This is a genomic window from Aeromonas sp. S19(2024), from assembly GCF_041402625.1.
Taxonomy (GTDB): Bacteria; Pseudomonadota; Gammaproteobacteria; order Enterobacterales; family Aeromonadaceae; genus Aeromonas; species Aeromonas caviae.
The window spans coordinates 50,211-74,043 of record NZ_JBGLQU010000006.1 but is presented as its reverse complement, the minus strand read 5'-3'; the positions used below and the strand labels follow the sequence as shown (position 1 = coordinate 74,043).

18 protein-coding genes are annotated in these 23,833 nt (G+C 62.5%); 9 read left to right on the top strand and 9 right to left on the bottom strand.

Going from position 1 to position 23,833, the window contains the following annotated elements:
* Positions 1 to 24 precede the first annotated feature (24 nt).
* Positions 25 to 1,347: a Na+/H+ antiporter family protein gene (locus ACB037_RS13800; protein WP_039038758.1), complete on the top strand. Its 1,323-nt coding sequence runs from the start codon at positions 25 to 27 to the stop codon at positions 1,345 to 1,347.
* Positions 1,348 to 1,410: 63 nt separating this feature from the next.
* Here ACB037_RS13800 and ACB037_RS13795 read toward each other — a convergent pair whose 3' ends face one another.
* The 8 genes from ACB037_RS13795 to ACB037_RS13760 all read right to left on the bottom strand — a co-directional run bounded on the left by ACB037_RS13795 (position 1,411) and on the right by ACB037_RS13760 (position 12,765).
* Entirely contained in the window at positions 1,411 to 2,604 is a 1,194-nt protein-coding gene (locus tag ACB037_RS13795) for an MFS transporter (RefSeq protein WP_324036843.1), read from the bottom strand.
* 104 nt (positions 2,605 to 2,708) lie between these two features.
* Complete coding sequence (locus tag ACB037_RS13790) at positions 2,709 to 3,614, bottom strand: LysR family transcriptional regulator (protein WP_371175452.1); 906 nt, start codon at positions 3,612 to 3,614, stop codon at positions 2,709 to 2,711.
* Positions 3,615 to 3,822: 208 nt separating this feature from the next.
* Positions 3,823 to 5,739, bottom strand: coding sequence for a putative bifunctional diguanylate cyclase/phosphodiesterase (locus tag ACB037_RS13785; protein WP_371175451.1), 1,917 nt, complete (start codon positions 5,737 to 5,739; stop codon positions 3,823 to 3,825).
* Between the two features lies 1 nt (position 5,740).
* A complete protein-coding gene (locus tag ACB037_RS13780) occupies positions 5,741 to 6,223 on the bottom strand; it encodes a molybdopterin-dependent oxidoreductase (RefSeq protein WP_202042349.1) in 483 nt (160 codons plus the stop codon).
* A gap of 330 nt (positions 6,224 to 6,553) precedes the next feature.
* A complete protein-coding gene (locus ACB037_RS13775) occupies positions 6,554 to 8,452 on the bottom strand; it encodes a DEAD/DEAH box helicase (protein WP_029314717.1) in 1,899 nt (632 codons plus the stop codon).
* 180 nt (positions 8,453 to 8,632) lie between these two features.
* On the bottom strand, positions 8,633 to 9,094 hold the full coding sequence (locus ACB037_RS13770; RefSeq protein ID WP_371175450.1) for a hotdog fold thioesterase: 462 nt from the start codon (positions 9,092 to 9,094) through the stop codon (positions 8,633 to 8,635).
* Positions 9,095 to 9,220: 126 nt separating this feature from the next.
* Positions 9,221 to 9,709, bottom strand: coding sequence for a hypothetical protein (locus ACB037_RS13765; protein WP_042864014.1), 489 nt, complete (start codon positions 9,707 to 9,709; stop codon positions 9,221 to 9,223).
* Positions 9,709 to 12,765, bottom strand: a complete 3,057-nt coding sequence (locus ACB037_RS13760) for an FAD-binding and (Fe-S)-binding domain-containing protein (protein WP_371175449.1) — start codon at positions 12,763 to 12,765, stop codon at positions 9,709 to 9,711. The genes ACB037_RS13765 and ACB037_RS13760 overlap by 1 nt, the downstream gene beginning before the upstream one ends.
* A 169-nt stretch (positions 12,766 to 12,934) precedes the next feature.
* Here ACB037_RS13760 and ACB037_RS13755 point away from each other — a divergent pair, with 169 nt between their 5' ends.
* From ACB037_RS13755 to ACB037_RS13735, 5 genes are all read left to right on the top strand, one after another.
* Complete coding sequence (locus ACB037_RS13755; RefSeq protein ID WP_371175448.1) at positions 12,935 to 13,861, top strand: cation diffusion facilitator family transporter; 927 nt, start codon at positions 12,935 to 12,937, stop codon at positions 13,859 to 13,861.
* 406 nt (positions 13,862 to 14,267) lie between these two features.
* Complete coding sequence (locus ACB037_RS13750) at positions 14,268 to 14,783, top strand: hypothetical protein (RefSeq protein ID WP_191967279.1); 516 nt, start codon at positions 14,268 to 14,270, stop codon at positions 14,781 to 14,783.
* Positions 14,784 to 15,421: 638 nt separating this feature from the next.
* Entirely contained in the window at positions 15,422 to 16,963 is a 1,542-nt protein-coding gene (locus tag ACB037_RS13745) for a TerC family protein (protein WP_371175447.1), read from the top strand.
* 176 nt (positions 16,964 to 17,139) lie between these two features.
* A complete protein-coding gene (locus ACB037_RS13740; RefSeq protein WP_371175446.1) occupies positions 17,140 to 18,249 on the top strand; it encodes an alkene reductase in 1,110 nt (369 codons plus the stop codon).
* Between the two features lie 140 nt (positions 18,250 to 18,389).
* The gene (locus ACB037_RS13735) at positions 18,390 to 19,376 is read left to right on the top strand and encodes a zinc-binding dehydrogenase (RefSeq protein WP_151028286.1); all 987 of its coding nucleotides are present in this window, start codon (positions 18,390 to 18,392) and stop codon (positions 19,374 to 19,376) included.
* A gap of 74 nt (positions 19,377 to 19,450) precedes the next feature.
* Here ACB037_RS13735 and ACB037_RS13730 read toward each other — a convergent pair whose 3' ends face one another.
* The gene (locus tag ACB037_RS13730; RefSeq protein ID WP_371175445.1) at positions 19,451 to 20,470 is read right to left on the bottom strand and encodes an adenosine deaminase; all 1,020 of its coding nucleotides are present in this window, start codon (positions 20,468 to 20,470) and stop codon (positions 19,451 to 19,453) included.
* 201 nt (positions 20,471 to 20,671) lie between these two features.
* Between ACB037_RS13730 and ACB037_RS13725 the strand changes: the two genes are divergently transcribed.
* The 3 genes from ACB037_RS13725 to asnB all read left to right on the top strand — a co-directional run bounded on the left by ACB037_RS13725 (position 20,672) and on the right by asnB (position 23,801).
* On the top strand, positions 20,672 to 21,421 hold the full coding sequence (locus tag ACB037_RS13725) for an HAD-IIA family hydrolase (protein WP_010675115.1): 750 nt from the start codon (positions 20,672 to 20,674) through the stop codon (positions 21,419 to 21,421).
* Between the two features lie 141 nt (positions 21,422 to 21,562).
* Positions 21,563 to 21,931 carry a cupin domain-containing protein gene (locus tag ACB037_RS13720; RefSeq protein ID WP_039038770.1) on the top strand — a complete coding sequence of 123 codons (369 nt, stop codon included), beginning with the start codon at positions 21,563 to 21,565 and terminating at the stop codon, positions 21,929 to 21,931.
* A gap of 205 nt (positions 21,932 to 22,136) precedes the next feature.
* Complete coding sequence (gene asnB / locus ACB037_RS13715) at positions 22,137 to 23,801, top strand: asparagine synthase B (RefSeq protein ID WP_041213050.1); 1,665 nt, start codon at positions 22,137 to 22,139, stop codon at positions 23,799 to 23,801.
* The last annotated feature ends 32 nt before the right edge of the window (positions 23,802 to 23,833 follow it).

The following is a 23,833-nucleotide window of genomic DNA, read 5'->3' as shown; positions in this document are numbered from 1 at the left end:
CAACACAATCCATAAGGAAATCAAATGAATCCTGTTGTTATCGCGGTGGCGCTGATGCTGGTGCTCAGCCTGCTGCGGATCAATGTGGTGGTCTCCCTCGCCATCGGTGCCATCGTGGGTGGCCTGCTCGGCGGACTCTCCCTCGAGCAGACCCTCAGCACCTTCACCGGCGGCCTGGGCGGCGGTGCAGAAATCGCCCTCTCCTACGCCATGCTGGGGGCGTTCGCGGTGGCCATCTCCCGCTCCGGCATCACCGATCTGCTGGCCCGCAAGGTCATCAACCAGCTCGGCAAGGATGCCAGCAGCACCCGCATTCTCTGGGTCAAGAGCCTGCTGCTCACCTCGGTGCTCGCGGTCTCCATCTCCTCCCAGAACCTGATCCCGGTGCACATCGCCTTCATTCCCATCCTGATCCCGCCGCTGCTGCATGTCATGGCCCAGATGCAGATAGACCGCCGTCAGGTGGCCTGCGTCATCACCTTCGGCCTGACCGCTACCTACATGCTGCTGCCGGTGGGCTTTGGCGGCATCTTCCTGAACAACATCCTGGCCAAGAATCTCGTCGACAACGGCGTACCGGTGGAATTCAGCCAACTGCCCCTGGCGATGGCCATCCCGGTATTCGGCATGTTCCTCGGCCTGCTCATCGCCGTCTTCTTCAGCTACCGCAAGCCTCGTCAGTATGATCTGGAGAAGATCCTGGCCGCCGAACCCGAGACGGTCGAGCTCAATCTCAACCACATCTGGGTCGCCCTGCTGGCCATCGCCGTGGCACTCGGCCTGCAACTGATGACCAACAGCATCGTGCTGGGGGCGCTCGCAGGCTTCATCATCTTCACCTGCGGCGGCGTCATCAAATTCCGCGAGAGCCAGGATGCCTTCACCCAGGGTGTGCGCATGATGTCCCTCATCGGCTTCATCATGATCTCCGCCGCAGGTTTCGCCGCCGTCATGAAGGAGACCCACGGGGTGGAGAGTCTGGTGCAGTCCGTCTCCAGCATGATGGCAGGTCACAAGGGATTGGCGGCCTTCCTGATGCTGCTGGTGGGCCTGCTCATCACCATGGGGATCGGCTCCTCCTTCTCCACCGTGCCCATCATCGCCACCATCTATGTGCCCCTGTGCATCCACCTCGGCTTCTCGCCCATGGCGACCATCGCCCTGGTGGGTACCGCGGGCGCTCTGGGGGACGCGGGTTCCCCCGCCTCCGACTCGACGCTCGGCCCCACATCGGGCCTCAATGCCGACGGTCAGCACGACCACATCTGGGACAGCGTGGTGCCAACCTTCATCCACTACAACATCCCCCTGGTGATCTTCGGCTGGATTGCCGCCATGGTGCTCTGAGTCCATCCCGAGCAGACAGACAAAAGGCGACCCCGAGGTCGCCTTCCTTGTCTTGCACATGCCTCAGATGGCCGGTTGCAGCCCCCGCCTGCCGGCCAGGGCGCAGAGAAAGGCCCCCAGGGCCAACCCCATGCCGGCTGCTCCCACCCCGAGCCAATGTCCCTGTTGCCAGACCAGCATCCCCAGGCTGGAGCCGAGGGTTCCCCCCAGGAACATGCCGGTCATGAAGAGGGTATTGATGCGCCCCCTGGCCTCAGGTCTCAGACCATAGATGCGCTGCTGATGGGCGATGAGTGCGCTCTGCACTCCGAGATCCAGCAAGATGACCCCGCACGCCAGCCCGGCCAGAGAGAGCCACAGCTCGAAGCAGATCCAGGCAAGCACCACCAGCACGGCACCGGCCAATACCACTGGTCTGGCCCCCAACCGATCCGCCATCCGGCCTGCCAGAGGGGCCGCCACCACCCCAGCCACCCCGATGACGCCGAACAGACCCGCCATGTCGGCCCCCAACCCATAGGCAGGTTCGGCCAGGTAGAACGCCAGCACGGTCCAGAAGGCGCTGAAGGAGGCAAACAGCAAGGCCTGGGTCAGGGTCGCGCGGCGTAGGGCGGGCTCCTCGCGCCACAGACCGACCAGAGAATGAAGCAGACGGCCATAACCGAGGGGAGAGCGCGGCAATCCGGACGGTATCATCCTGGCCATCAGCAGGGCCCCCGACAGGGCCAGGGGAATGGCCAGCCAGAACATGGCGCGCCAACTGCCATAGGCGGTGACCAGGCCGGCGACCGTTCGGCTGAGCAGTATCCCGGCCAGTAGGCCACTCATCACGCTGCCGACCACGGCACCACGGCGGGCAGGATCTGCCAGGGTCGCCGCCACCGGAACTATCTGCTGGGCAGCCGTGGCCCCGATGCCGAGCAGGACTGAGGCCAGCATCAAGGTGGTGGCACTCGTGGCCGTGGCCGCCAGCAGGGAAGCCAGCGCGATCAGTGCAAACTGCCCCGGAATGAGCCAGCGGCGCTCGACCACATCGCCAAGCGGCACCAGCAAAAGCAGACCCATGGCATAGCCGAGCTGGGTCAGCATGGCGATCAATGGCATGCCCGAGTGCCCGGGAAAGTCCTGCGCCATCACCGCCAGCATGGGCTGGTTGTAGTAGATGTTGGCAACTGCCAGGCCGCATGACAGGGCCATGGCGAAGAGCAGGGAGGGGCCGGGGGTTGCGGCCCCTCCGGCAGAAGGCGATGTACTCATGATCTTCTCCTCGTGGTAGAAGGGCTCCCGCCAGGATACGGGCCCCATGCGCACAGCCTACCCGGGGAGCGTCGCCACCAGTAGAGCGGTGGGGACCATAACAGTTATTCCGCTGGCGTATGCCCCACGCCGGGCAGGCCGGTCACGAATGCCAGAAAGGCGCTCGCCTTGGCACCAGGCTGGCGACCTGCCGGGAGCAGGGTCCAGAGCTCCTGCATGGGCAGTTGCCACTCGGGCAGCACCGCCACCACCTCGCCGCGGGCAAGCTCGGGGGCAAACATCCACTCCGAGGCGATACCGAGCCCCAGTCCTGCCAGCACGGCGGCGCGCATGCCTTCGGCCGCCGAGACCGTCAGCCTGCCTTCTCCGGAAACCACCCTCTCCTCGACGCCACGGCGAAATCGCCACTGCTGCCCCATTCCGGGCCGTGGACTGTAAAGCACCAGGTCATGCTGTTGCAGGGCCTGAGGGGTCTCAGGCTCTCCTTTGGCGGCCAGATAGGCCGGCGTCGCCAGCACCCGCATGTCGCTTCGAGCGAGACAGCGGGCGACCAGCGACGAGTCGGCCTGTTTGCCGATCCGCAGAGCCACCTCGATGCCCGCCGAAATGAGATCCACATTGCCGTCATCCAGCAGGATCTCCAGATCCAGTCCCGGGTGAGCCGCCAGAAAACCGGCAAGATGGGGAATGATATGCAGGCGGGCGAAGGTGACGGGAGCGCTCACCCGCAGACGCCCGCTCAGGCCCGCCCGGCATTGCTGCACCATGGCATCGGCCTCGTGGACCTGGGCCAGGATCTCTCTCGCCCGCAGATAGTAGGCCTCTCCGGCCTCGGTGGGCGCCAGCCCCCGGGTCGAACGCAGCAACAGGCGGCTGCCAAGGTGCGCCTCAAGCTGGGCAATCAATCTGGAAACCGTGGGTTGCCCCATCCCCAGTCGGCGGGCCACCGCCGAAAACGAGCCGGTCTCCACCGCCAGCACGAACACCTCCATCACCCCCAAGCGATCCATTTATGGCTCCTCTGCCCTGTGGCACTGTTCGTGGCACAAGGTAGCACCGGGCCTGCCCTCTCGCACCCTCGTTCTGGCTGGAGGCACAAGAAAACCGCGTCAAGGGCGGTCCTGCCATGGAAGAAAGGTGTCGGGATGAAATATCAACCAGGAACGATCGAACAGAGGGACTCGAAGACAAGGCTACAGGGGCTCGATTGCCCCAAGGCTACCCCAGTGCCACTTCCTGAATGGCGGCGCTGTGGGCGAAATAGCGGTGACAGAACTGCATGAACTCCGGCAGCGGCAAGGGACGCGAGTAGAAATAACCCTGGATCTCATCCACCCCTATGGTGAGCACCGCCTTGAGCTCATCGCTGTTTTCCACCCCTTCTGCCACGACACGCACCCCCAACTGATGAGAGAGGGTGGTGATGGTCTCGACGAAGAGCGCCTGCCGGGTGTCACTGTCGATCGCGGTGATAAAGGATCTGTCTATCTTGAGCTTGTCGAAATAGAGTTCACGCAGGTAAGAGAACGAGGACCAGCCGGTCCCGAAGTCATCGAGGGCCACCCGCACCCCTATCTGGCGCAGGGAGTGAATGATCTGCTTGCTGAGGGCGATGTCATCGAGGGCGATGGTTTCGGTCAGCTCCACTATCAACTGGTGCAGCCCCAACGGTCCATCTTCCATCTTCTCTTCAATCTCCCTGGCCAACCCCATGTTGAACATGGAGTTAGAGAGGTTGATGGAGATCTCGAGCGGTGCTAGTACCTCCTTCGGGAAGCCGGACAGATCGAGCTGCATGCGCCGGATGATCCAGCCCCCGAGCGCCTCGCCCAACCCGTTCTCTTCTGCCAGCGAGATGATGTCGAGGGGGGCAATAAAGCCATATTCCGGATGATGCCAGCGGATCAGCGCCTCCGCCCCCAGCCTCACCACACTCTGGCCGCGCACGATGGGCTGATAGTAAAGGGCCAGTTGCGGGCATTGCGGGCAGTGGATAAGCTCCCGCAGCTCGGTCGACAGCCGGCGTTTGCGCTGATAGTGCTGATACATGCTGCTGGAGAAGAGTACATTGCGATTCAGCCGCTTGCGCTTGGCGCTGTCGAGGGCGATATCGGCAAACAGCAGCATCTCTTCCGGTGAATGATCCGGTTTCACGTACTGGCTGGTGCCCATGAAGACCCGCACCCGGTGCGCCGGATCGGCGGCAAACACCAGATCCGCCAGCTCGCTGCGCAGTTGCTCCAGAAACGGGAAGCGCAGATAGGTGGGCATGGTGCCGGTGATGATGAGGGTGAACTCGTCACTGCCGGTTCGGGCAGCGAAGATCCCCTGGCCAGAGGCGGCGCGGATCCGCTCCGCAAGCCGTTTGAGCAAGGCGTCCCCCACTTCGTAACCCAGACTGTCATTGACCTCCCTGAAATGCCCCAGATCCATGAGGCAGACTGTGATGCTGCTGCGCCGACCGGGGTGGCTGGTCCACTGCTGGAGGTGCTTGATGAGCGCCGCCCGGTTGGGGAGACGGGTGAGGGGATCGTTCCACGCCAGAAAATGCTGGCGGCGCACTTCGCGAAACAGCACCATCAACATCACCATGGTCGCCAGCATCAGAAATCCCAGGATGAAGAAGTTCTGGGTTCTCGACTCGTTGAGCAGCTCGCGCTGGGCGATGGCAGAGGGCCCGGTAAAGTTTTTCACCATCACGTCCCGCACCCCGCGCATCTCGTCATCGAGCGCGGCCGTGAACATCTTGAGTGCGGGGGAATCCGGCTCCCCTTGCACCACATCCTGCTCATAGCGTTCGAAGAGGGCGAGGATCTTGCCGACTGCCTTGTCCGCGCCGAATCGGGCCCTGACCGACTTTGCCTCCTCCCCGTGCAGGAAGACATCGAGCCGGTTCCAGGCAATGTCAAAGCGCTTGTTCATCTCCTCCCGGCTGGCGGCACCAGCACGATAGAGCTGCAAGCCCTCCTCGAAGGCGTGGATCTCCAGCTCGAGCTGGGCCAATGCCCAGGCGGAGAGCTGGGTGTAACGCGTCACCGCATTGAACGCGCGGTCATAGTTCCAGACCGACCAGAGGGTCACCCCCAAAAAGGTGGTCACCATCAGGATCAGGCTCAAGAACTTGCCGCGCAGCATCTTATTTGCTCTCCAGCGCCGTCAGCTGCCACACCATCCGGCTGTGATAGAGCTCCTTGTTGAGTTCGGGATGGTCGGTGAGGGGATAAATGACCCAGAGCGGCCCCTTGTTGCGCAGGGTCAGAGCCTTGCCATCCTGCTTCTCGGCCACCAGCACCGGGTACTTCTCCCCGTCTTCCAGCGGCAGTGCGGCCCAGTATTCATTGACCGCGAGGGCCTTGACCTCCTGGCTCTTGAGACCGTAGATCCTGACCAGGTCCCGCAGCAACACCCCGCGATAGAGGTGCTCCCCCTCGGTCCAGGGCGTCCCCGTCTTAACCTCCGTCTGCGGCAAGGCCTCAAACTCGGCACGGGTCAGCGCCACCTCCCCCTTGCCATTGCAGCACCCCGCCCCCGCAATTCTGAAGAAGGGCTCCTCCGCCAACACCATACCCGACACGAGCCATCCAGATATCAGCAACACCTTGCCAAGCCACTTGCCCATCACGCACCTCCCTGTCATACGGTTTATTTATTCATCTCACTCTGCTGACTCATATGCAAACAACAGAATGCACCTTCAGACCAAAGTCGCAGTCGTTTGCAACCAGCAACTATCTCTGCCCCTTCCAAAAGTACCCAATCGCTTCCCAAAGAATGACACCAGGCGCCACCCCCAGGCAAATGGATTGCACCATTTTCTTTTCACTGGCTCCTCATAAAGCTAGGTGCCCACCACAGCCGGAAAAAGGTGACAATCTTCGCTACACATCTGAAAAACAGACACAAAAAAGGCCGCTCCATGGAGCGGCCTTCTCATCAGTGCAGTCAGGGTTTAGCTGTCGCGGCGCTTGTTGCCACCGAATTTGCGACCCTTGTCGAAACCGCCTTCACGGCGATCCTTGTTGAAGGGACGGTCACCCTGGGGACGGCGATCCTTGTTGAAAGGACGGTCGCCACGGAACGGACGATCACCACGGGGCGGACGGGGAGCAGTGTTGCCACCGGCCGGCACTTCGGTGTAACGGGTGATCTGCAGCGGACGCTGGCAGACACGGGCCTTCTTGATCACTTCCAGCACCTCGGCGCTCATGCCCTTGGGCAGATCGACGGTGGAGAAGTCATCGGCGATGTCGATGTTGCCGATGAAGCGGCTCTCGATGTTCGCTTCGTTGGCGATGGCACCCACGATCTGGCCCGGCTTGACGCCGTGATGGGCGCCCACGTCGACACGGTAACGCTCCATCTCCACGTCCGGGTTGTCTTTCAGCGGACGCGGCTCCAGGGACGGCATGCGACGGGCCGGACGATCGCCACGGTCACCGAAGTCACGACCGCCACGGTCGTTGAACTCACGACGCTCGAAGCCACCGCGATCGTTGCCGGCGTTGAACACCGGATCCGGGATGGAGTCATCCAGCAGCAGCGGTTGATCGCCCTGTACCAGCTTGGCCAGTGCGGCAGCCAGCTCCAGCGGATCGGCAGAATCTTCTTCGATCAGCTCGTTCACCAGGTTGTGGTAGATCTCGAGCTCTTCACCCATCATGGTTTCGCGGATGCGCTCCTTGAACTTGGCCAGACGGTGCTGGTTGATGTCCTCGGTGCTCGGCATCTTCATCGGTTCGATGGCCTGACGGGTAGCGTGCTCGATGGCACGCAGCATGCGACGCTCGCGTGGAGCCACGAACAGGATGGCTTCACCCTTGCGACCGGCACGGCCGGTACGGCCGATACGGTGAACATAGGATTCGGTGTCGTAGGGAATGTCGTAGTTCACCACGTGGGTGATGCGCTCAACGTCCAGACCGCGGGCGACCACGTCGGTGGCGATCAGAATGTCCAACTGGCCTTGACGCAGCTTGTCAACGGTACGCTCACGCAGCTTCTGCGGGATGTCACCGTGCAGCGCTTCACAGGCGTGACCACGGGCAGCCAGCTTGCCTGCCAGCTCTTCGGCGGCGTTCTTGGTACGCACGAACACCAGCAGGGCTTCGTAGGATTCCACTTCCAGCAGACGGGTCATGGCGTCCAGCTTGTGCAGACCGGTCACCTGCCAGTAACGCTGGCGAATGGTGGTGGCGGTCGCGGTCTTGGAGGCGATCTTGATCTCTTTGGGCTGCTTCAGGTGCTTCTGGGCAACACGACGGATCTGCTCCGGCATGGTGGCAGAGAACAGGGCAACCTGACGACCGGCCGGGCACTGATCCATGATCCAGTCCACGTCGTCGATGAAGCCCATGCGCAGCATTTCGTCCGCTTCGTCCAGCACCAGGGCTTTCAGACCGGAGAGGTCCAGGTTCTTGCGACGGATCAGGTCCATCACGCGGCCCGGGGTACCCACGACAACCTGAGCACCGCGGCGCAGGGCGCGGGTCTGGGTTTCGTAGGAAGCGCCGCCGTAGATGGGCAGCACGTGGAAATCGGGCATGTGGTGGGCATAGCGTTGGCACGCCTCTGCCACCTGCAGGGCCAGCTCGCGGGTCGGGGCCAGCACCAGGATCTGGGTGTTGCGGTTACCAGCTTCCAGACGAGACAACAGAGGCAAGGCAAAAGCAGCGGTCTTCCCTGTACCGGTTTGTGCCTGCCCCAGCAGATCGTGTCCCGCCATCAGGTGGGGAATTGCTGCGGCCTGGATGGGAGACGGGCGCTCATAGCCCACGTCCTGCAGCGCTTTCAATACAGGCGCGGCCAGTCCAAGCTCACTAAAAAGGGGCAGTTGTTCGGTATCAGACATAGATTCTTCCAGATTAAGGCAGGCGGCTAACACCGCGGAATAGCAAAAAGGCGGCGATTATAGCGCCACTTTGTTCTGCTGTCTTGAAAAATGTGATAGGTGTCTCAAGACGTTGGCAATTATAGAGGGATCTCGCGACTATGGCTTGCTTATTTTTCACTCATGATGCGTTATTGCGGATCACGCTTCGCCAGAGTCCTTGTCCCGCTTGTGCTTGAGCACCGCCATGGTCAATCGGCTGGTGCACAATAAACGACCACGTTCATCCCGAATTTCGATCTGCCACACCTGAGTCGTGGTCCCCAGATGCAGCGGGCTGCAGCGCCCCGTCACCACCCCTTCCCGCTTGGCCCTCAGGTGGTTGGCATTGACCTCCAGCCCCACACAGTAACTCTCCTCCCCGACCGCCATGTTGGCCGCAAGCGATCCCAGCGTTTCCGCCAGCACCACGGAGGCGCCGCCGTGCAGCATGCCGAGTGGTTGATGGGTGCGGTGATCCACCGGCATGGTGGCCTCCAGCCAGTCGGGGCCAAAGGCGCTGTAGACGATGTCGAGGTGGGCCATCAGGGTGTTGCAGGAGCTGGCGTTGAGCCCCTCCAGGCTCATGGGTTTGCGCCAGATGGGGCTGCTTTCTTGACTCATGGTGAGCGGACTCCTTGCGTGATCAACGGGTTATCGCTGCGCCGTAGCGGCAAACCAGCAGTGTCGGCGAAAAAGGCGCAAAAAAAAAGATGCCCACGCCGGGGCATCTTGCATCGAGATTGACCCTCACCAGGGATAGGTCACCCCTGGCCACTCGGCCCAAGGGCCGTCCCGCCCCGGCAGACGCGGCTCGGACCAGCGCCATACCTTGCCGAGCCAGGCGCGCAGTTCGGCTTCGAGTTCGCTGTCCGTGAGCGGCGCCTCGACCACCTTCCAGAAGAAGAGCTCCACCTGCACCTCCGGCAGCACCGACGGATAGAGGTAGACACCGCCCCAGAAGCGGGGCTCCCTGTCCGGGCTCCAGAGGCCATAGGCAAAGGAGCGCTTGGCCAGAAACTCGGAGTGCTGCCACTCCAAGTCGGCCTCGTGCTGACTCAGGCTGAAATGGGCGGAGGGCCACACATCGTCCGGGCGAAACAGCTGATGGAGCTGCTCCCGCTCGCGCAGGATGGCGACAAACTCCACCACGGCCTGGGACGGCGTGGTGGGGAGCAACAGAAAATGCGGGTGCCGATAGGCCTTCGGCACCCGGAATCCCTTGGGAAAGTGGAGCATCAGAGCAGTTCCAGCAGGGCCTGCAGCGGGTGCTTGAGCTTCTCCCCCTCCATCCGCTTGACCTGGCTGCGGCACGAATATCCGGTGGCCAGGCAGCGAGCCTTGGGCAGGCGTTCAAGAGGCTCGGCCCAGCTCAGACCGTAGATCCCCTTGGAGTTCTCCACCTGTCTGGCGTCGTGACCATAGGTGCCCGCCATGCCGCAGCAACCCACCGACACCGGCTGCAAACGCGCACCGAAGCGGCCGAACAGGGTGCTCCAGTCACCGTGGGTGGTGGGCTTGGCGGTCTTCTCGGTGCAGTGGGCAAACAGATACCAGGGGTCGGTGCCAGCCTCTTCCCGCAGCGGCAGCGCCTCGGCAGGCAGGGAGAGCAGCCACTCCTGGGGCAGCAGCACCTGGAAATCGCCGCGGGCGGGGCCGAGCGCCTTCACGTACTCGTCCCGGTAGCAGAGCACCAGAGAGGGGTCGACCCCCACCATGGGGATGCCGAGGGCCGCCACCTTGTTGAGGAACTGGGCGCTGCTGGCAGCGGTACGGGCGAAGGCGCGCAGGAATCCCTTCACGTGCTGAGGCTTGCCGTTGGGTTTGAACGGCAGCAGGTAGGGCTGATAGCCCAGCTTGCTGGCCAGCTTCACCAGGTCACGCACCACGGGGGCGTCGTAGTAGCTGGTGAAGGGATCCTGCACGATGAGCACCACTTTTTGGCGCTGCTCGGGGCTCATGGCCTCCAAGCCCGGCAGATCGAAATAGCGGGCGCGGTGATCCCGCAGCTCCTCGGCCAGGGTCGGCACGGAGAGCAGCGGCACATCCACCATGCCGATGCTCTTCTCGCTCGCCTTCTGGGCCCACTCTTTTTCGAGGAAGAAGTTGACCAGTTTCGGCGCCTTGGCCAGCAGGGGCGCATAGCTCTCTACCGTGCCCACGAAGTAATCCTTGGGGCCGCGCAGATAGCGGCTGTGATAGAGCTGCATGAAGCGGGCGCGGAAGGTGGGCACATCCACCTTGATGGGGCACTGGCTGGTGCATGCCTTACACGCAAGGCACCCCTCCATCGCCTCCATCACCTCGTGGGAGAAGTCATACTCGCCCCGAGCGCGGGCCACCGTATTGCGGAACTTGTCGACGATCTGCTTGAAGCGCAAACCCCCGTTTTGCAGGGCCACCTCTTCGGCAAGGGGATCGAAGCCCTGCTCCGACAACTGGCGCAGCCATTCACGCATCAGGCCAGCCCGCCCCTTGGGGGAGTGACGGCGGTCGCGGCTGATCTTGACCGAGGGGCACATGGGGGAGTCAGTCTCGAAGGTGAAGCAGAGACCGTTGCCGTTGCAATCGAGGGCCCGGGTATAGCTCTCGCGCACGGCAATCGGGATCTGGCGGTCGAATTTGCCGCGCTTGGGCCCGTCCACCGAGACAAGCGAAGCGCCGCTGCCATAAGGCATGCAGATCTTGCCCGGGTTGATGCGATTGGCCGGGTCAAATGCCCCCTTGACCCGTTGCAGCTCTTCCCACAGCTCGCCGAAGAAGGCGGGGCTGTATTCGGAGCGAAAGCCCTTGCCGTGCTCCCCCCACATCAGGCCGCCGTATTTGGCGGTCAGCGCTACCACCTGATCGGAGATGCGCCGCAGCAGCACCTCCTGCTCAGGATCGCACAAGTCCAGCGCCGGGCGCACGTGCAGCACCCCGGCATCCACGTGGCCGAACATGCCGTAGTCAAGGCCATGGGCGTCCAGCAGGGCGCGAAACTCCATGATGAAGTCCGCCAGGGATTCCGGCGGCACGGCGGTGTCTTCGGTGAAGGCCACCGGCTTCTTGCGCCCCTCGGCGTTGCCGAGCAGCCCCACCGACTTCTTGCGCATGCCATAGATGGTCTCGATGCTCGGCAGGTGGTCGCACACCTGATAGCCAATGACCCCGGCCTCACCACGCGCCAGCAGACCGTCGATGCGCCGGCACAGCTCGTCCACCTTGGCCTTGTGCGCATCCTCGTCGGTATCTGCAAACTCGACGATATTGAGCCCCTGCAGATCCTTGCCCGGCACATCCTGGATGAGATCCTTCACCGAGTGCCAGATGATGTCGGCGCGGGCCAGTCCCAGCACCCGGGAGTCCACCGTCTCCACCGACAGGGCGTGGGCCTGTACCATAAAGGGGGCGTTTCTGAGCGCGGAGGGGAAGCTGTCGTACTTGACGTTGACGAGCGTGCGGTAACGCGGAATGGGGGTGATATTGAGCTTCGCCTCGGTGATGAAGCCCAAGGAGCCTTCCGAACCGCACAGCACCCGGCTCACGTCCAGGGTGTCGCTCTCGGGGATATAAAGGTGCTTGAGATCGTACCCGGTCAGAAAGCGGTTGAGCTTGGGGAAGGTGGCTTCGATGTCGGCGCGCCGCTCGCGGCCGATGCGATAGAGGGTGCGATAGATCTCCCCCTCCCGGTTCTTCAGCGCCAGCTTGTCCGCCAGACGCTGACCGGTCACCGGTTCGGTCGCCATGAGATCGCCGTTTTCCAGCACGGCCTTGAGGCCAAGCACATGATCCGAGGTCTTGCCGTACACCAAGGAGCCCTGCCCCGAGGCATCGGTGTTGACCATGCCCCCCAGGGTGGCCCGGTTGGAAGTGGAGAGATCCGGCGAGAAGAAGTAGCCGTGGGGCTTCAAATAGGCGTTGAGCTGATCCTTGACCACCCCGGCCTGGGCCCGCACCCAGCCCTCTTCCAGATTAATTTCCATGATCTGGTTCATATGGCGCGAGAGATCGACGATAATGCCGCCGCCCAAGGATTGACCATTGGTGCCGGTACCGCCGCCGCGAGGGAAGAAACTCAAGGTTGCGTACTCGGGCCCCTGGGCCAGCTTGAGCATCACCGCAATATCATCCGCACTGCGCGGATAGAGAACCGCCTGAGGTACTACCTGATAGACGCTGTTATCCGTCGCCATCGCCAACCGGCTTGCATAAGACTTTTCGATATCACCACGAAATGCTGATCGCGCCAGCAACTCAAGAAACTGCAGGGTTGTAGGTGACAAACTGTCCTGGTAATCGAGTCTCGGGATCATGAATCCTTGTTCCCATCCTTTGCTTGATGCCGGCATTCCGGCGACAACGACCGTTCGGGCCTGCCTCTTTGCGGGTGTCCGAACCAGTCCGCTCACATGTGAGCGGGCAGTATATCAGCTAGAAAACCGCTTGCGCGCGCAATCTGCACCATTTGAAAGGAGGACTTTTATGGCTCACTACAGCCATGTTATCAGTACGCTTATTCGCACCGAAAAACAGGCGCTGACCCTGTCGCTGTTTGGTTGCATCACCTTTGCCATTTTCGGGATCGGCTATGGTCTGTTCGTCGGTTCCAACGCCATCATGCTGGACGGCATCTTCACCCTGTTCAGCATGGGCATGACGGGCCTTGGGCTCATCACCGCCTACCTGGTTACCCGCCCCTCCGACGCCCGTTTCCAATACGGCTACGCCCATTTCGAACCCATCGCCAACGTCATCAACGGCGCCATCATTCTGCTGCTCTGCCTCGGTGCCCTCTATGGCGGCATCACCTCCCTACTGGCGGGCGGACGGGAGATCGATCTCGGCCACGCCCTCATCTATGCCGTCGTCTCCACCTTCTTCTGCAGCATCCTCTATCTCATCGAGGCCGACGTGGCCGAGCGGGTCAACTCCGAGCTGGTGCGGGTGGACTCCAAGGAGTGGCTGGTGGATACCCTGCTCAGCGCCACCCTGCTCATCGGCTTTCTGGTCGCCATCGGGCTCGATACCCTGGGTTACGGCCACTACAACCGCTACATAGACCCCATGCTGGTCTCCCTGCTGGCCCTGTGCGCCACCCTCATTCCCATCAAGGTGCTCGGTCGCAACCTGCGGGAGGTGCTGAAGATTGCCCCCAAGGGGGATGTCTCCCGGCTGGTGGCCAGCGAAGTCGAAGCCCTGCGCCTGCGCCATGGCATCGAATGCTACAGCCACTTGGCAAAAAGCGGCCGCCGCTTCGATCTCGAGCTCAACATCCTGGTGGCCCCCGGCCAGGAGTGGCCCGTCGAGCGCCAGGATGCCCTGCGCCAGGAGCTCTGGTCCCGCCTCGGCGACACCCTGGGAGACGCCTGGCTGTCGGTCTGCTTCACCCGCGAGAAACGCTGGCTCTGACCCGGACTGCACGCTGAATGACGCGCGGGGCTGCACAGCCCCGCTCGATGACTCATCCGGGATCCCCACTCCGGCGTTGGTTGTTCTGCACTTTTCTCCTGTGTCTCCCGCGTCTCCCGAGTCTCCCCGTGTTCTGCCCTCTGCGGGTGTGCTCAACGGACCTCTGGTCCCAGGACATCCACCAGTGTTCCTCCCCCGCCAAAGACACAAACGTTTGCCACCCCTGTTGGATCAAGATTTATTTTCATCCCATACCAAACAAATAAAAATTCGTTGCTAAAAGAAAGTGTCACCGCTATTTATTTGTGTGCAGGGAGGCGGTGATTGAATGCCAAAGAGGGAGTTGTTATTAACCGAAAAAATAAAATAACAAACATCGTATCATTATACAGTTGAGGCAATATCCATGAAAAACACAGTCATTGCTGTCATGACGCTGATCATGACCGGTGCGGCACAAGCTGCCATTCCCCAGTTGAATTATGAGTGCCCGGGCCAGATCCAGTTTCACAGCGATGAAGGGGGCCCCGTCTATATCAACGGCCAAGAGGCCAAGGTCAAGGAGTACGGTGAGGACTTCTTCGAGGTGAAGGGGTCAGGAGTCATTCTCTCCATCAGCAACATCAACGGGAAATACGACGTCTCTTACAACAGCAAGAATGGCTCCGGCGTCTGTCATCCCGTCTCCACCGCAGCCCCTGCTGCTGCGACTTCCCACAAGGCCAGTCCCGCAGAGAAAGCCTGTCTCAAGGCGGTCTCCGACAAGACAGACGTGGCACAACAGCAGCTCCAGGTGATCGACGTGATGGACTCGGAAGCCGGGGTTGGCGTCACCATCAAGGTGCCGGGTGCCGATGCCCCCTGGTCCTGTCTGAGCGACAAGAAGGGGCATGTTCAGGGCGCGGCCTATACCGGCAATTGACCTGACGACCAGGGTTAACGTCCCCTGAAACAACCCGTGTGAGCGCAAACGAGGAGGCCTGGGCCTCCTTGCTTTTTATACGCTGAATATATGATTAATGTGAATTAGTTGGTGGCGAACAAGTTAAATTTAGAATAATAACTCCATATCAAACACCATAACCCCCTCTATTCCTTCTTTCTCCCATGACACAGCCGCAATATTCCCCCCTGAAACAAATTATTACAAAAATAATGGATATATATGAGCCTGATGAATCCGGTTGTTGGTATCAGATCGTTTATTTTCCTTGTTCAGCACCTATATTTGTGATTGTGTCAATGTGTCGCTCTTTTATCTCCAGTCAAACTTGGCTGCGCATCAATGCCTCTTTCCCTTGCCTCCCCCGTCGGCAATCCCCTCGTCGCGTCCCCCTGACAGCCCCCTTGCCAAATGGCGGCGAGTCGTTATCATCAGGGCTCACTTTTGACCCGAGGTTTTATTGCCCATCATGGACAATCCCCGAAGTAGCCCTTCGTCTTTTCCCATCAAAGCCTATCTGTACCTGCTCAACCAACGCCTCTGAAGCGATCGTCTCCGTCACCACGGCCACGCCGTGACCACGATTCACTGCATCTGTCTTCATTGAGGTCAATCACATGGAATTCTTGCTGGACCCGTCAATCTGGGTCGGTCTGCTTACCCTGATCATCCTGGAAATCGTTCTCGGGATAGACAACCTGGTCTTCATCGCCATCCTGGTGAAAAAACTGCCCCCCGCCCAGCGGGACAAGGCGCGCATCATCGGTCTCTCCCTGGCCCTGCTGATGCGCCTGGGACTGCTCACCATCATGTCATGGCTGGTCACCCTCACGGCTCCTCTGCTGCACATCTGGGATCACCCCTTCTCCGGTCGGGATCTCATCCTGATGGGAGGCGGACTCTTCCTGCTGTTCAAGGCCACCTCCGAGCTGCATGAGCGACTCGAGGCCAAGCCCGAGGAACAAGGCGGCACCGGCGTCTATGCCGGGTTCGGGGTGGTGATCGCCCAGATCCTGGTGCTGGATGCGGTCTTCTCCCTGGACTCCATCATCACCGCCGTCGGCATGGTGGATCACCTCGGCGTCATGATGGCGGCCGTAACCATCGCCATGGTAGTGATGGTGCTCGCCTCCAAGCCCCTGACCCGCTTCGTCAACGCCCACCCCACTGTGGTGGTGCTCTGCCTGAGCTTCCTCTTGATGATCGGCTTCAGCCTGGTGGCGGAGGGCTTCGGCTTCCACATTCCGAAGGGCTACCTCTACGCGGCCATCGGCTTCTCGGTGCTCATCGAGTTCTTCAACCAGCTCGCCCAGCGCAGTGCCCTGCGCCATGAGGCGCGCCAGCCCCTGCGCGAGCGCACCACCGCCGCCATCTTCAAGCTGATGGGGGGGAACAAACGCTCAGCCCACCTGCAGGAGGACGAAGAAGAGGTGCAGGCTCAGCCCCTGCCCCCTGGTTTCGGTGAAGAGGAGCGTTACATGGTGAGCGGCGTGCTGTCGCTGGCCGAGCGTTCCATTCGCACCATCATGACCCCGCGCTCCGAGATGGAGTGGATCGACGTGAGCGACAGCGAGGACGAGATCCGCGCCCTGCTGCAACGGGCCCCCCACAGCCTGTTCCCGGTCTGTGACGGGGAGCTGGACGAGATCATCGGGGTGGTCAAGGCTCGGGATCTGCTGTTTGCCCTCAACGAGGGGCAATCCCTGGCAGCACTAGCCAGACAGAACGAGCCCGTCATCGTGCCCCAGACCATCAACGTGATCCGGCTGCTGGCGGAGCTGCGCCAGGCCAGGGGCAGCCTCATCCTGGTGGCGGACGAGTTTGGCGTCATCCAGGGGCTGGTCACCAACCACGATCTGCTGGAGGCCATCGTCGGCGAGCTGCCGGACGAGGACGAGACCCCCGATGTGGTGCGCGAGGGCGAACACTGGCTCATCCACGGCACCACCAACATCCATCAGGTGGAGCAGGCCCTGAACTGCGACGGTCTGGTGAGCGAGAGCGACGAGTACGTGACCCTGGCGGGCATGTTGCTCTCCCACTTCGGCAGCCTGCCCGACGTCGGTCAGCAGTTGCACCTCGGCCAGTTCCGCTTCGAGGTCATGGCCGTGAGCGAGCGGCGCATCGAGCGAGTACGGGTTACCCCACTCTCCCCCTGATCATCGGCGGCAATCACAGCAAAAGAGGGCCCTTGGCCCTCTTTTTTCTGGCGCGAGCCCGGCCCCTCCCGGGCCATTGCTGCGATAACGGCAATTCTCTTCTGCAATACCCCCTCTTTTTCACAATAACAATCCCCTTTAGAGTCACCTCACTCCCAAAGATTGAGGAATCCATCATGCACCACGATCCCCTGTTCTGCCCCCTTCGCCTCGGCCAGCTGCACCTTGCCAACCGCATCGTCATGCCCCCCATGACCCGCTCCCGCGCCAGCCAGCCCGGGGACGTGGCCAACGCCATGATGGCGACCTACTACGCCCAGCGTGCCGGGGCCGGCCTCATCATCAGCGAAGGCACCCAGATAGATCCCCTGGGCAAGGGCTACGCCTGGACGCCGGGCATCCACAGCGCCGAGCAGGTGGCAGGCTGGAAGCAGGTAACAGACGCGGTCCACGCCGAGGGGGGCATCATGTTCGCCCAGCTCTGGCACGTGGGCCGGGTCACCCATCCTGACAACATCGGCGGCGCCCAGCCCCTCTCCTCCTCCGCCATCCAGGCCAAGGGAGTGAAGGTGTTCGTCGACAACGGCAGCGATGCCCCGGGGTTTGTGGAGACCGTCACCCCGCGCGCCATGACCCAGGCCGACATCGACGCCGTGGTGGGGCAGTTTCGCCGGGCCGCCCGCAACGCCATGGAAGCGGGCTTTGACGGCATCGAGTTGCACGCCGCCAACGGCTATCTCATCAACCAGTTCCTCGACTCCGAGTCCAATACCCGCACCGACAGCTATGGCGGTTCGCTCGAAAACCGGCTGCGTTTCCTCAAAGAGGTGACCGAGGCGGTCTGTGACGAGATCGGTCCCGACCGGGTCGGGGTACGCCTTGCGCCACTCACCACCCTCAACGGCACCGTGGATGCCAACCCCCAGGAGACCTATCTGGCCGCCGCGCGCCTGCTGGGCCAGCTCGGCGTGGTCTATCTGCACGTCGCCGAAGCGGACTGGGACGACGCCCCCCTGATGGCGGAGAGCTTCAAGCAGGGGCTGCGCGACGCCTTCCCCAACACCCTCATCTACGCCGGCAAGTACGATGGGGAACGCGCCCGCGCCGCCATCGAGGCGGGCTGGGCCGACATGATTGGCTTCGGTCGCCCCTTCGTGGCCAACCCCGACTTGCCGAACCGCCTGCGCCACGGCCATCCGTTCGCCCCCCATGATCCCGCCACCCTGTTTGGCGGCGGCGAGAAAGGGCTGACCGATTACCCCGTCTATGGGGCAGAGCGGGCATAAGGCGGCTGGCGCCGAACCTCTTCCCGGGCGGGCCTCACCAGCGTGGGGTCCGCCTTGTTGTCTTGCCAGTGCAACAACAACTCAACACATTGTTACGCCATATGACTCAATCTGCGCCCCCTCTCTTTCAAGGAGTCACCATGACCCATACCCAGGCCTGGTGCTGGCACGCCCCCGGCGAACCGGACCAGCTCACCCTCACCCGGCAAGCGCTCCCCACCCCCGGCCCCGACGAGGTCCTCGTCGCCAACCGGATCATCGCCTTCAATCCGGTGGACTGGAAACTCATCGAACAGGGTCATCCCCACTGGCAGCCAGGCCATGTGCCTGGCGTCGATGGCATGGGCACCCTGGTGACACTGGGGGCCAACGTCACCCACCTGCGCCCCGGCACCCGGGTCGCCTATCACACCGACCTGCGCCACGGCGGCAGCTTTGCCCGCCACACCCTGGTGCCGGCTCGCGCCCTGATGCCGGTGCCCGATGCCCTGAGCGACGAGGCGGCCGCCGCGCTCCCCTGCCCCGGCCTCACCGCCTGGCAGGCGCTGGCCAAGCTGCCGCACCTGCACGGGGAGGCCCTGCTCATCACGGGGGCTGGCAGCAGTGTCGGCCGCTTCGCGGTGCAACTTGCCCTCCAGAAGGGGGCCCGCGTCTTTGCCAGCGCCAGCCCGCGCCACCACCAGTGGCTCAAACAGCTAGGCGTGCAGGGGGTGGCGGACTATCGGGATCCCGACTGGCTGGCCCAGTTGCAGGCCGCCAACGGCGGTGAACCCTTCGAGGGGATCATCGATCTGGTCTCCAGCCAGCAGGCAGAAGCCTTGCTGCCTGCCCTTGGCTATTACGGCCACATGGTGACGGTGCTCGGGCGCATCGCGCGCAACCCGCTGCCCGCCTTTAGCCATTGCCACTCATTGCACGAGATTGCCCTCGGCGCCCAGCACGCCTTTGGCTCGGACAAACAGTGGAGCCGTCTGGTGGCGGCCGGTGTCGCCATGATGGCGCAGATGGCGAGCGGCGAGCTGACCCTGCCACCGCTGGTGGTGGGCGACTTCGACGCCCTGCCCGCCCTGCTCACCCGCGTCAAGCAGGAGGGACAAGGGGAAAAGTATCTGGTGAGGGTGGGTTGATACCCGCCCAACGATGGCACAAAGAGGCCCGCCATGGCGGGCCTCCTGCATTCAAGGTGTGCAAGGCGGCCTGCTCAGTGCAGGCTCACCCCGTGCAGGGCGGCATGGAGGCGAATGTCCCGGGTCAGACGCACCTTGTCCGCGAGGCTCAGCCAGCTCGCCTCCACGGCATTGAGACTGAGGCGGCACAACTGCTCCTGGCTGGCGCCAAGCCCGTCGGCCAGGGCCTGGAAGTTGGCCCCCAGGTATCCCCCGAAATAGGCGGGATCGTCGGAGTTCACGGTGACGCAGAGCCCCTGCTCCAGCAGCCTCAGCACATTGTGGTGGGCCATCTGGTCAAACACCCTGAGCCGCACGTTGGAGAGGGGGCAGACGGTGAGGGGCAGCCGGGTGTCGGCAAGATAGCTCAGCAGCGCGGGATCCTCGACGCAGCGCACCCCGTGATCGATGCGTTGCACTCCGAGCTCCCGGATCGCCTGCCAGATGTAGTCAGCCGGCCCCTCCTCCCCCGCGTGGGCCACCACCGGCAGCCCCAGCTCGCGGCAGCGAGCGAAGACCCGGGCGAACTTGCTGGGCGGGTTGCCCCGCTCCCCCGAATCGAGGCCGACCCCGTGCAGGCGCGCCAGGTGCGGAGCGGCCTCTGCCAGGGTGGCGAATGCCGCCTCTTCACTCAGGTGGCGCAGGAAGCTCATGATGAGCCGCCAGCTGATGCCAAAGGCTGCTTCGCCAGCCTGCAGCGCCCGCTCGATGCCCCCCAGCACGGTGGCAAAGGGCACGCCGCGGGCGGTGTGGGTCTGGGGGTCGAAAAAGATCTCCACGTGCACCACGTGATCGGCAACGCAGCGCTCGAGATAGGCCCAGGTGAGGTCGAAGAAATCCTGTTCGTGGATGAGCACGCTGGCGCCGAGGTAGTAGAGATCGAGGAAGGATTGCAGGCCGTCGAACTCATAGGCGGCGCGCAGGCTGCCAACATCGGGCCAGGGCAGCGCCACCCCGTTGCGCTGACCGAGGGCGAACATCAGCTCGGGTTCGAGGGTCCCCTCGATATGCAGGTGCAGTTCCAGCTTGGGCAAGCCGGCAATAAAGTGCTCCATGATGACGGCTCCATCGTCAGACTCCGTGCGGACACCACCGGGGCGGCGCCCTCCCTTCGCCTTCATTGTGCACCCATCTGGCCCGCCGGAGGAGACTTGTCATCAAAGGGCCTTATAATGGCGGCACAAAAACCATAACCGATTGAAGAGACGAACAGAGGGATGCCCTGTCCCCGCTCTTGCGCCCTACAAGGAGAATTCATGAAGAAAAACGTCATCTGTGACATTGACGGCGTCATCCTGCACAACAACGATCTCATTCCCGGCGCCGACCGCTTCGTCCACCGCCTGCTGGAGCAGGGCAGCAAGCTCCTGTTCCTCACCAACTACCCGGCCCAGACCCAGAAAGATCTGCAAAACCGCTTCCGCTCCGCCGGAATAGAGGTGCCCGAGGAGTGCTTCTACACCTCCGCCATGGGCACCGCCGACTTTCTCAAGCGCCAGGATGGCAAGAAGGCCTATGTGATTGGCGAAGGGGCCCTGACCCACGAGCTCTACAAGGCCGGCTTCACCATCACCGACATCGACCCGGACTTCGTGGTGGTGGGGGAGACCCGCAACTACAACTGGACCATGATGCAGCAGGGCGCCAAGTTCGTGGATCAGGGGGCCCGCTTCATCGCCACCAACCCCGACACCCACGGCCCCCTGATGTACCCGGCCTGCGGCGCCCTGTGTGCCCCCATCGAGCGGATGACCGGCAAGAAGCCCTTCTATGTCGGCAAGCCGAGCGCCTGGATCATTCGCGCGGCCCTCAACCGGATGGAGGCCCACTCCGACGACACCATCATCATCGGCGACAACCTGCGCACCGACATCCTGGCAGGCTTCCAGGCCGGTCTCGAGACGGTGCTGGTGCTTTCCGGGGTGAGCAAGGTGGCGGACATCGACCGCATGCCGTTTCGACCGAACCACATCTTCGACTCCGTGGTGGACATCGACATCGTCTGATCCCGGGTGCCGCCTTTCCGGTAGCCTTCAGCCTGCACGGGCCCCCTTGGCAAAGGGGGCCCGTTTCGTTTAACGTAAGCGCAACATCGTTAAACAAACTAAACGGGAGCAGGATGCTCCTTCGCCACTCAAGGACGCACCATGAAGAGCCTGAACGACTGGATCCTGCTGGACAAGCACACTGTCTCCCCCACCCCGATGATGCCAGCCCCCGAGCGTATCAGGGCCGGAACGCCGAGCCAGACGGCATGGAACCACTACTCCGACCCGAGCCAGCAGTTTCACGTGGGCTTCTGGGCTTGCGAGCCGGGCTGCTGGGCCGTTCACTATACCGAACACGAATACTGCCAGATGCTGGAAGGGGAGGCGGTGATCCACGACGAGCAGGGCGGCCGCCTGCACCTCAAACCGGGGGATCAGTTCGTCATTCCCGCCGGTTTTGTCGGGCAGTGGGAGACCCTCACCCCTTGTCGCAAGCTCTATGTGATCTTCGAACCCGCCGCGACTTGACGTGCACGTCAACCCTGACCCTCTCTCTTCAGGCGGCCGGACGGCCGCCATCCCCTGCGCAACTTGACGCTTACGGCATGATTTTCTGCGGTTTTCCCGCTTGCAAAAGGGTTTTCCGCTAGGCATTGTGATTGGCGAGGAATGTAAATGGAATTTCGAGCCCAAACGTGGGGGGCTCATATAAAAATCAAGAGGATTACCGCCAATGTGTTCTATTTTCGGCATTCTGGACATCAAGACCGACGCCACTGCCCTGCGCAAATCGGCCCTGGAGATGTCCAAGCGACTGCGTCACCGCGGGCCTGACTGGTCCGGCGTCTACAGCTCCGACAAGGCCATCCTGGTGCACGAGCGCCTGGCCATCGTCGATCCGGGCAACGGCGCACAGCCTCTCTACAACCCCGAGCGCACGCACGTATTGGCCGTCAACGGCGAGATCTACAACCACAAGGAGCTGGAGAAGAACCTCAAGGTCGACTTCCAGTTCCAGACCCACTCCGACTGTGAAGTGCTGCTGGCCCTCTACAAGGAGAAGGGCCCGGCGTTCCTGGACGATCTGAACGGCATCTTCGCCTTCATCCTCTATGACGCCGAGCAGGATGCCTACCTGATTGGTCGCGACCACATGGGGATCATCCCCCTCTATACCGGCCGCGACGAACACGGCAACTTCTATGTCGCCTCCGAGATGAAGGCCCTGGTGCCCGTATGCAAGAGCGTCGAAACCTTCCCGCCGGGACACTACCTGTGGAGCAAGGATGGCGAGCTTAAAACTTGGTACAAGCGGGACTGGATGGAGTACGCGCCGGTCGAGCACAACGTCAGCGACAAGGCCGAGCTCAAAGCGGCCCTGGAAGCGGCGGTCAAGCGCCAGCTGATGTGCGACGTGCCCTATGGCGTGCTGCTCTCCGGTGGTCTGGATTCGTCCGTCATCTCCGCCATCACCAAGCTCTATGCCGCCCGCCGGGTGGAAGACGATGGCAAGAGCGAAGCCTGGTGGCCGCAGCTGCACTCCTTCGCCGTCGGCCTGGAAGGCTCGCCGGATCTCGCTGCCGCCCGCAAGGTGGCCGATCACCTCGGCACCATCCACCACCAGATCCACTTCACCGTGCAGGAAGGACTGGATGCCCTGCGTGACGTCATCTATCACCTCGAGACCTATGACGTCACCACCATCCGCGCCTCCACGCCCATGTATCTGATGGCCCGCTACATCAAGGCGATGGGCATCAAGATGGTGCTGTCGGGAGAGGGCTCCGACGAGCTGTTCGGCGGCTACCTCTACTTCCACAAGGCCCCCAACGCCCGTGAGTTCCACGAGGAGAACGTGCGCAAGCTCGCCTCCCTGCACCTCTATGACTGCCTGCGCGCCAACAAGTCCATGGCCGCCTGGGGCGTGGAAGGCCGCGTGCCCTTCCTCGACAAGGAGTTCATGGACGTGGCGATGCGCCTCAATCCCGCCGACAAGATGTGCGGCAAGGGCAAGATCGAGAAGCACATCCTGCGGGAAGCCTTCGAGGATCTGCTGCCCCACGAAGTGGCGTGGCGCCAGAAGGAGCAGTTCTCCGACGGCGTGGGCTACTCCTGGATTGACAGCCTGAAAGCCATGGTCGAGGAAGAGGTGACGGATCAGATGTTCGAGGCCGCGGCCTTCCGCTTCCCCGTCAACACCCCGCTCACCAAGGAGGCGTACTACTACCGCGCCATCTTCGACGAGCACTTCCCGCTGGAGTCCGCCGCCCGCACCGTGCCCTACGGCAAGTCGGTCGCCTGCTCCACCCCGACGGCACTGGAGTGGGATGCCAAGTTCAAGGAGATGGCCGACCCCTCCGGTCGCGCCGTGATGGACGTCCACCAGCAGGGTTACTGATCGCCCCTGACCTGAATACAAAGCCCCTCTCG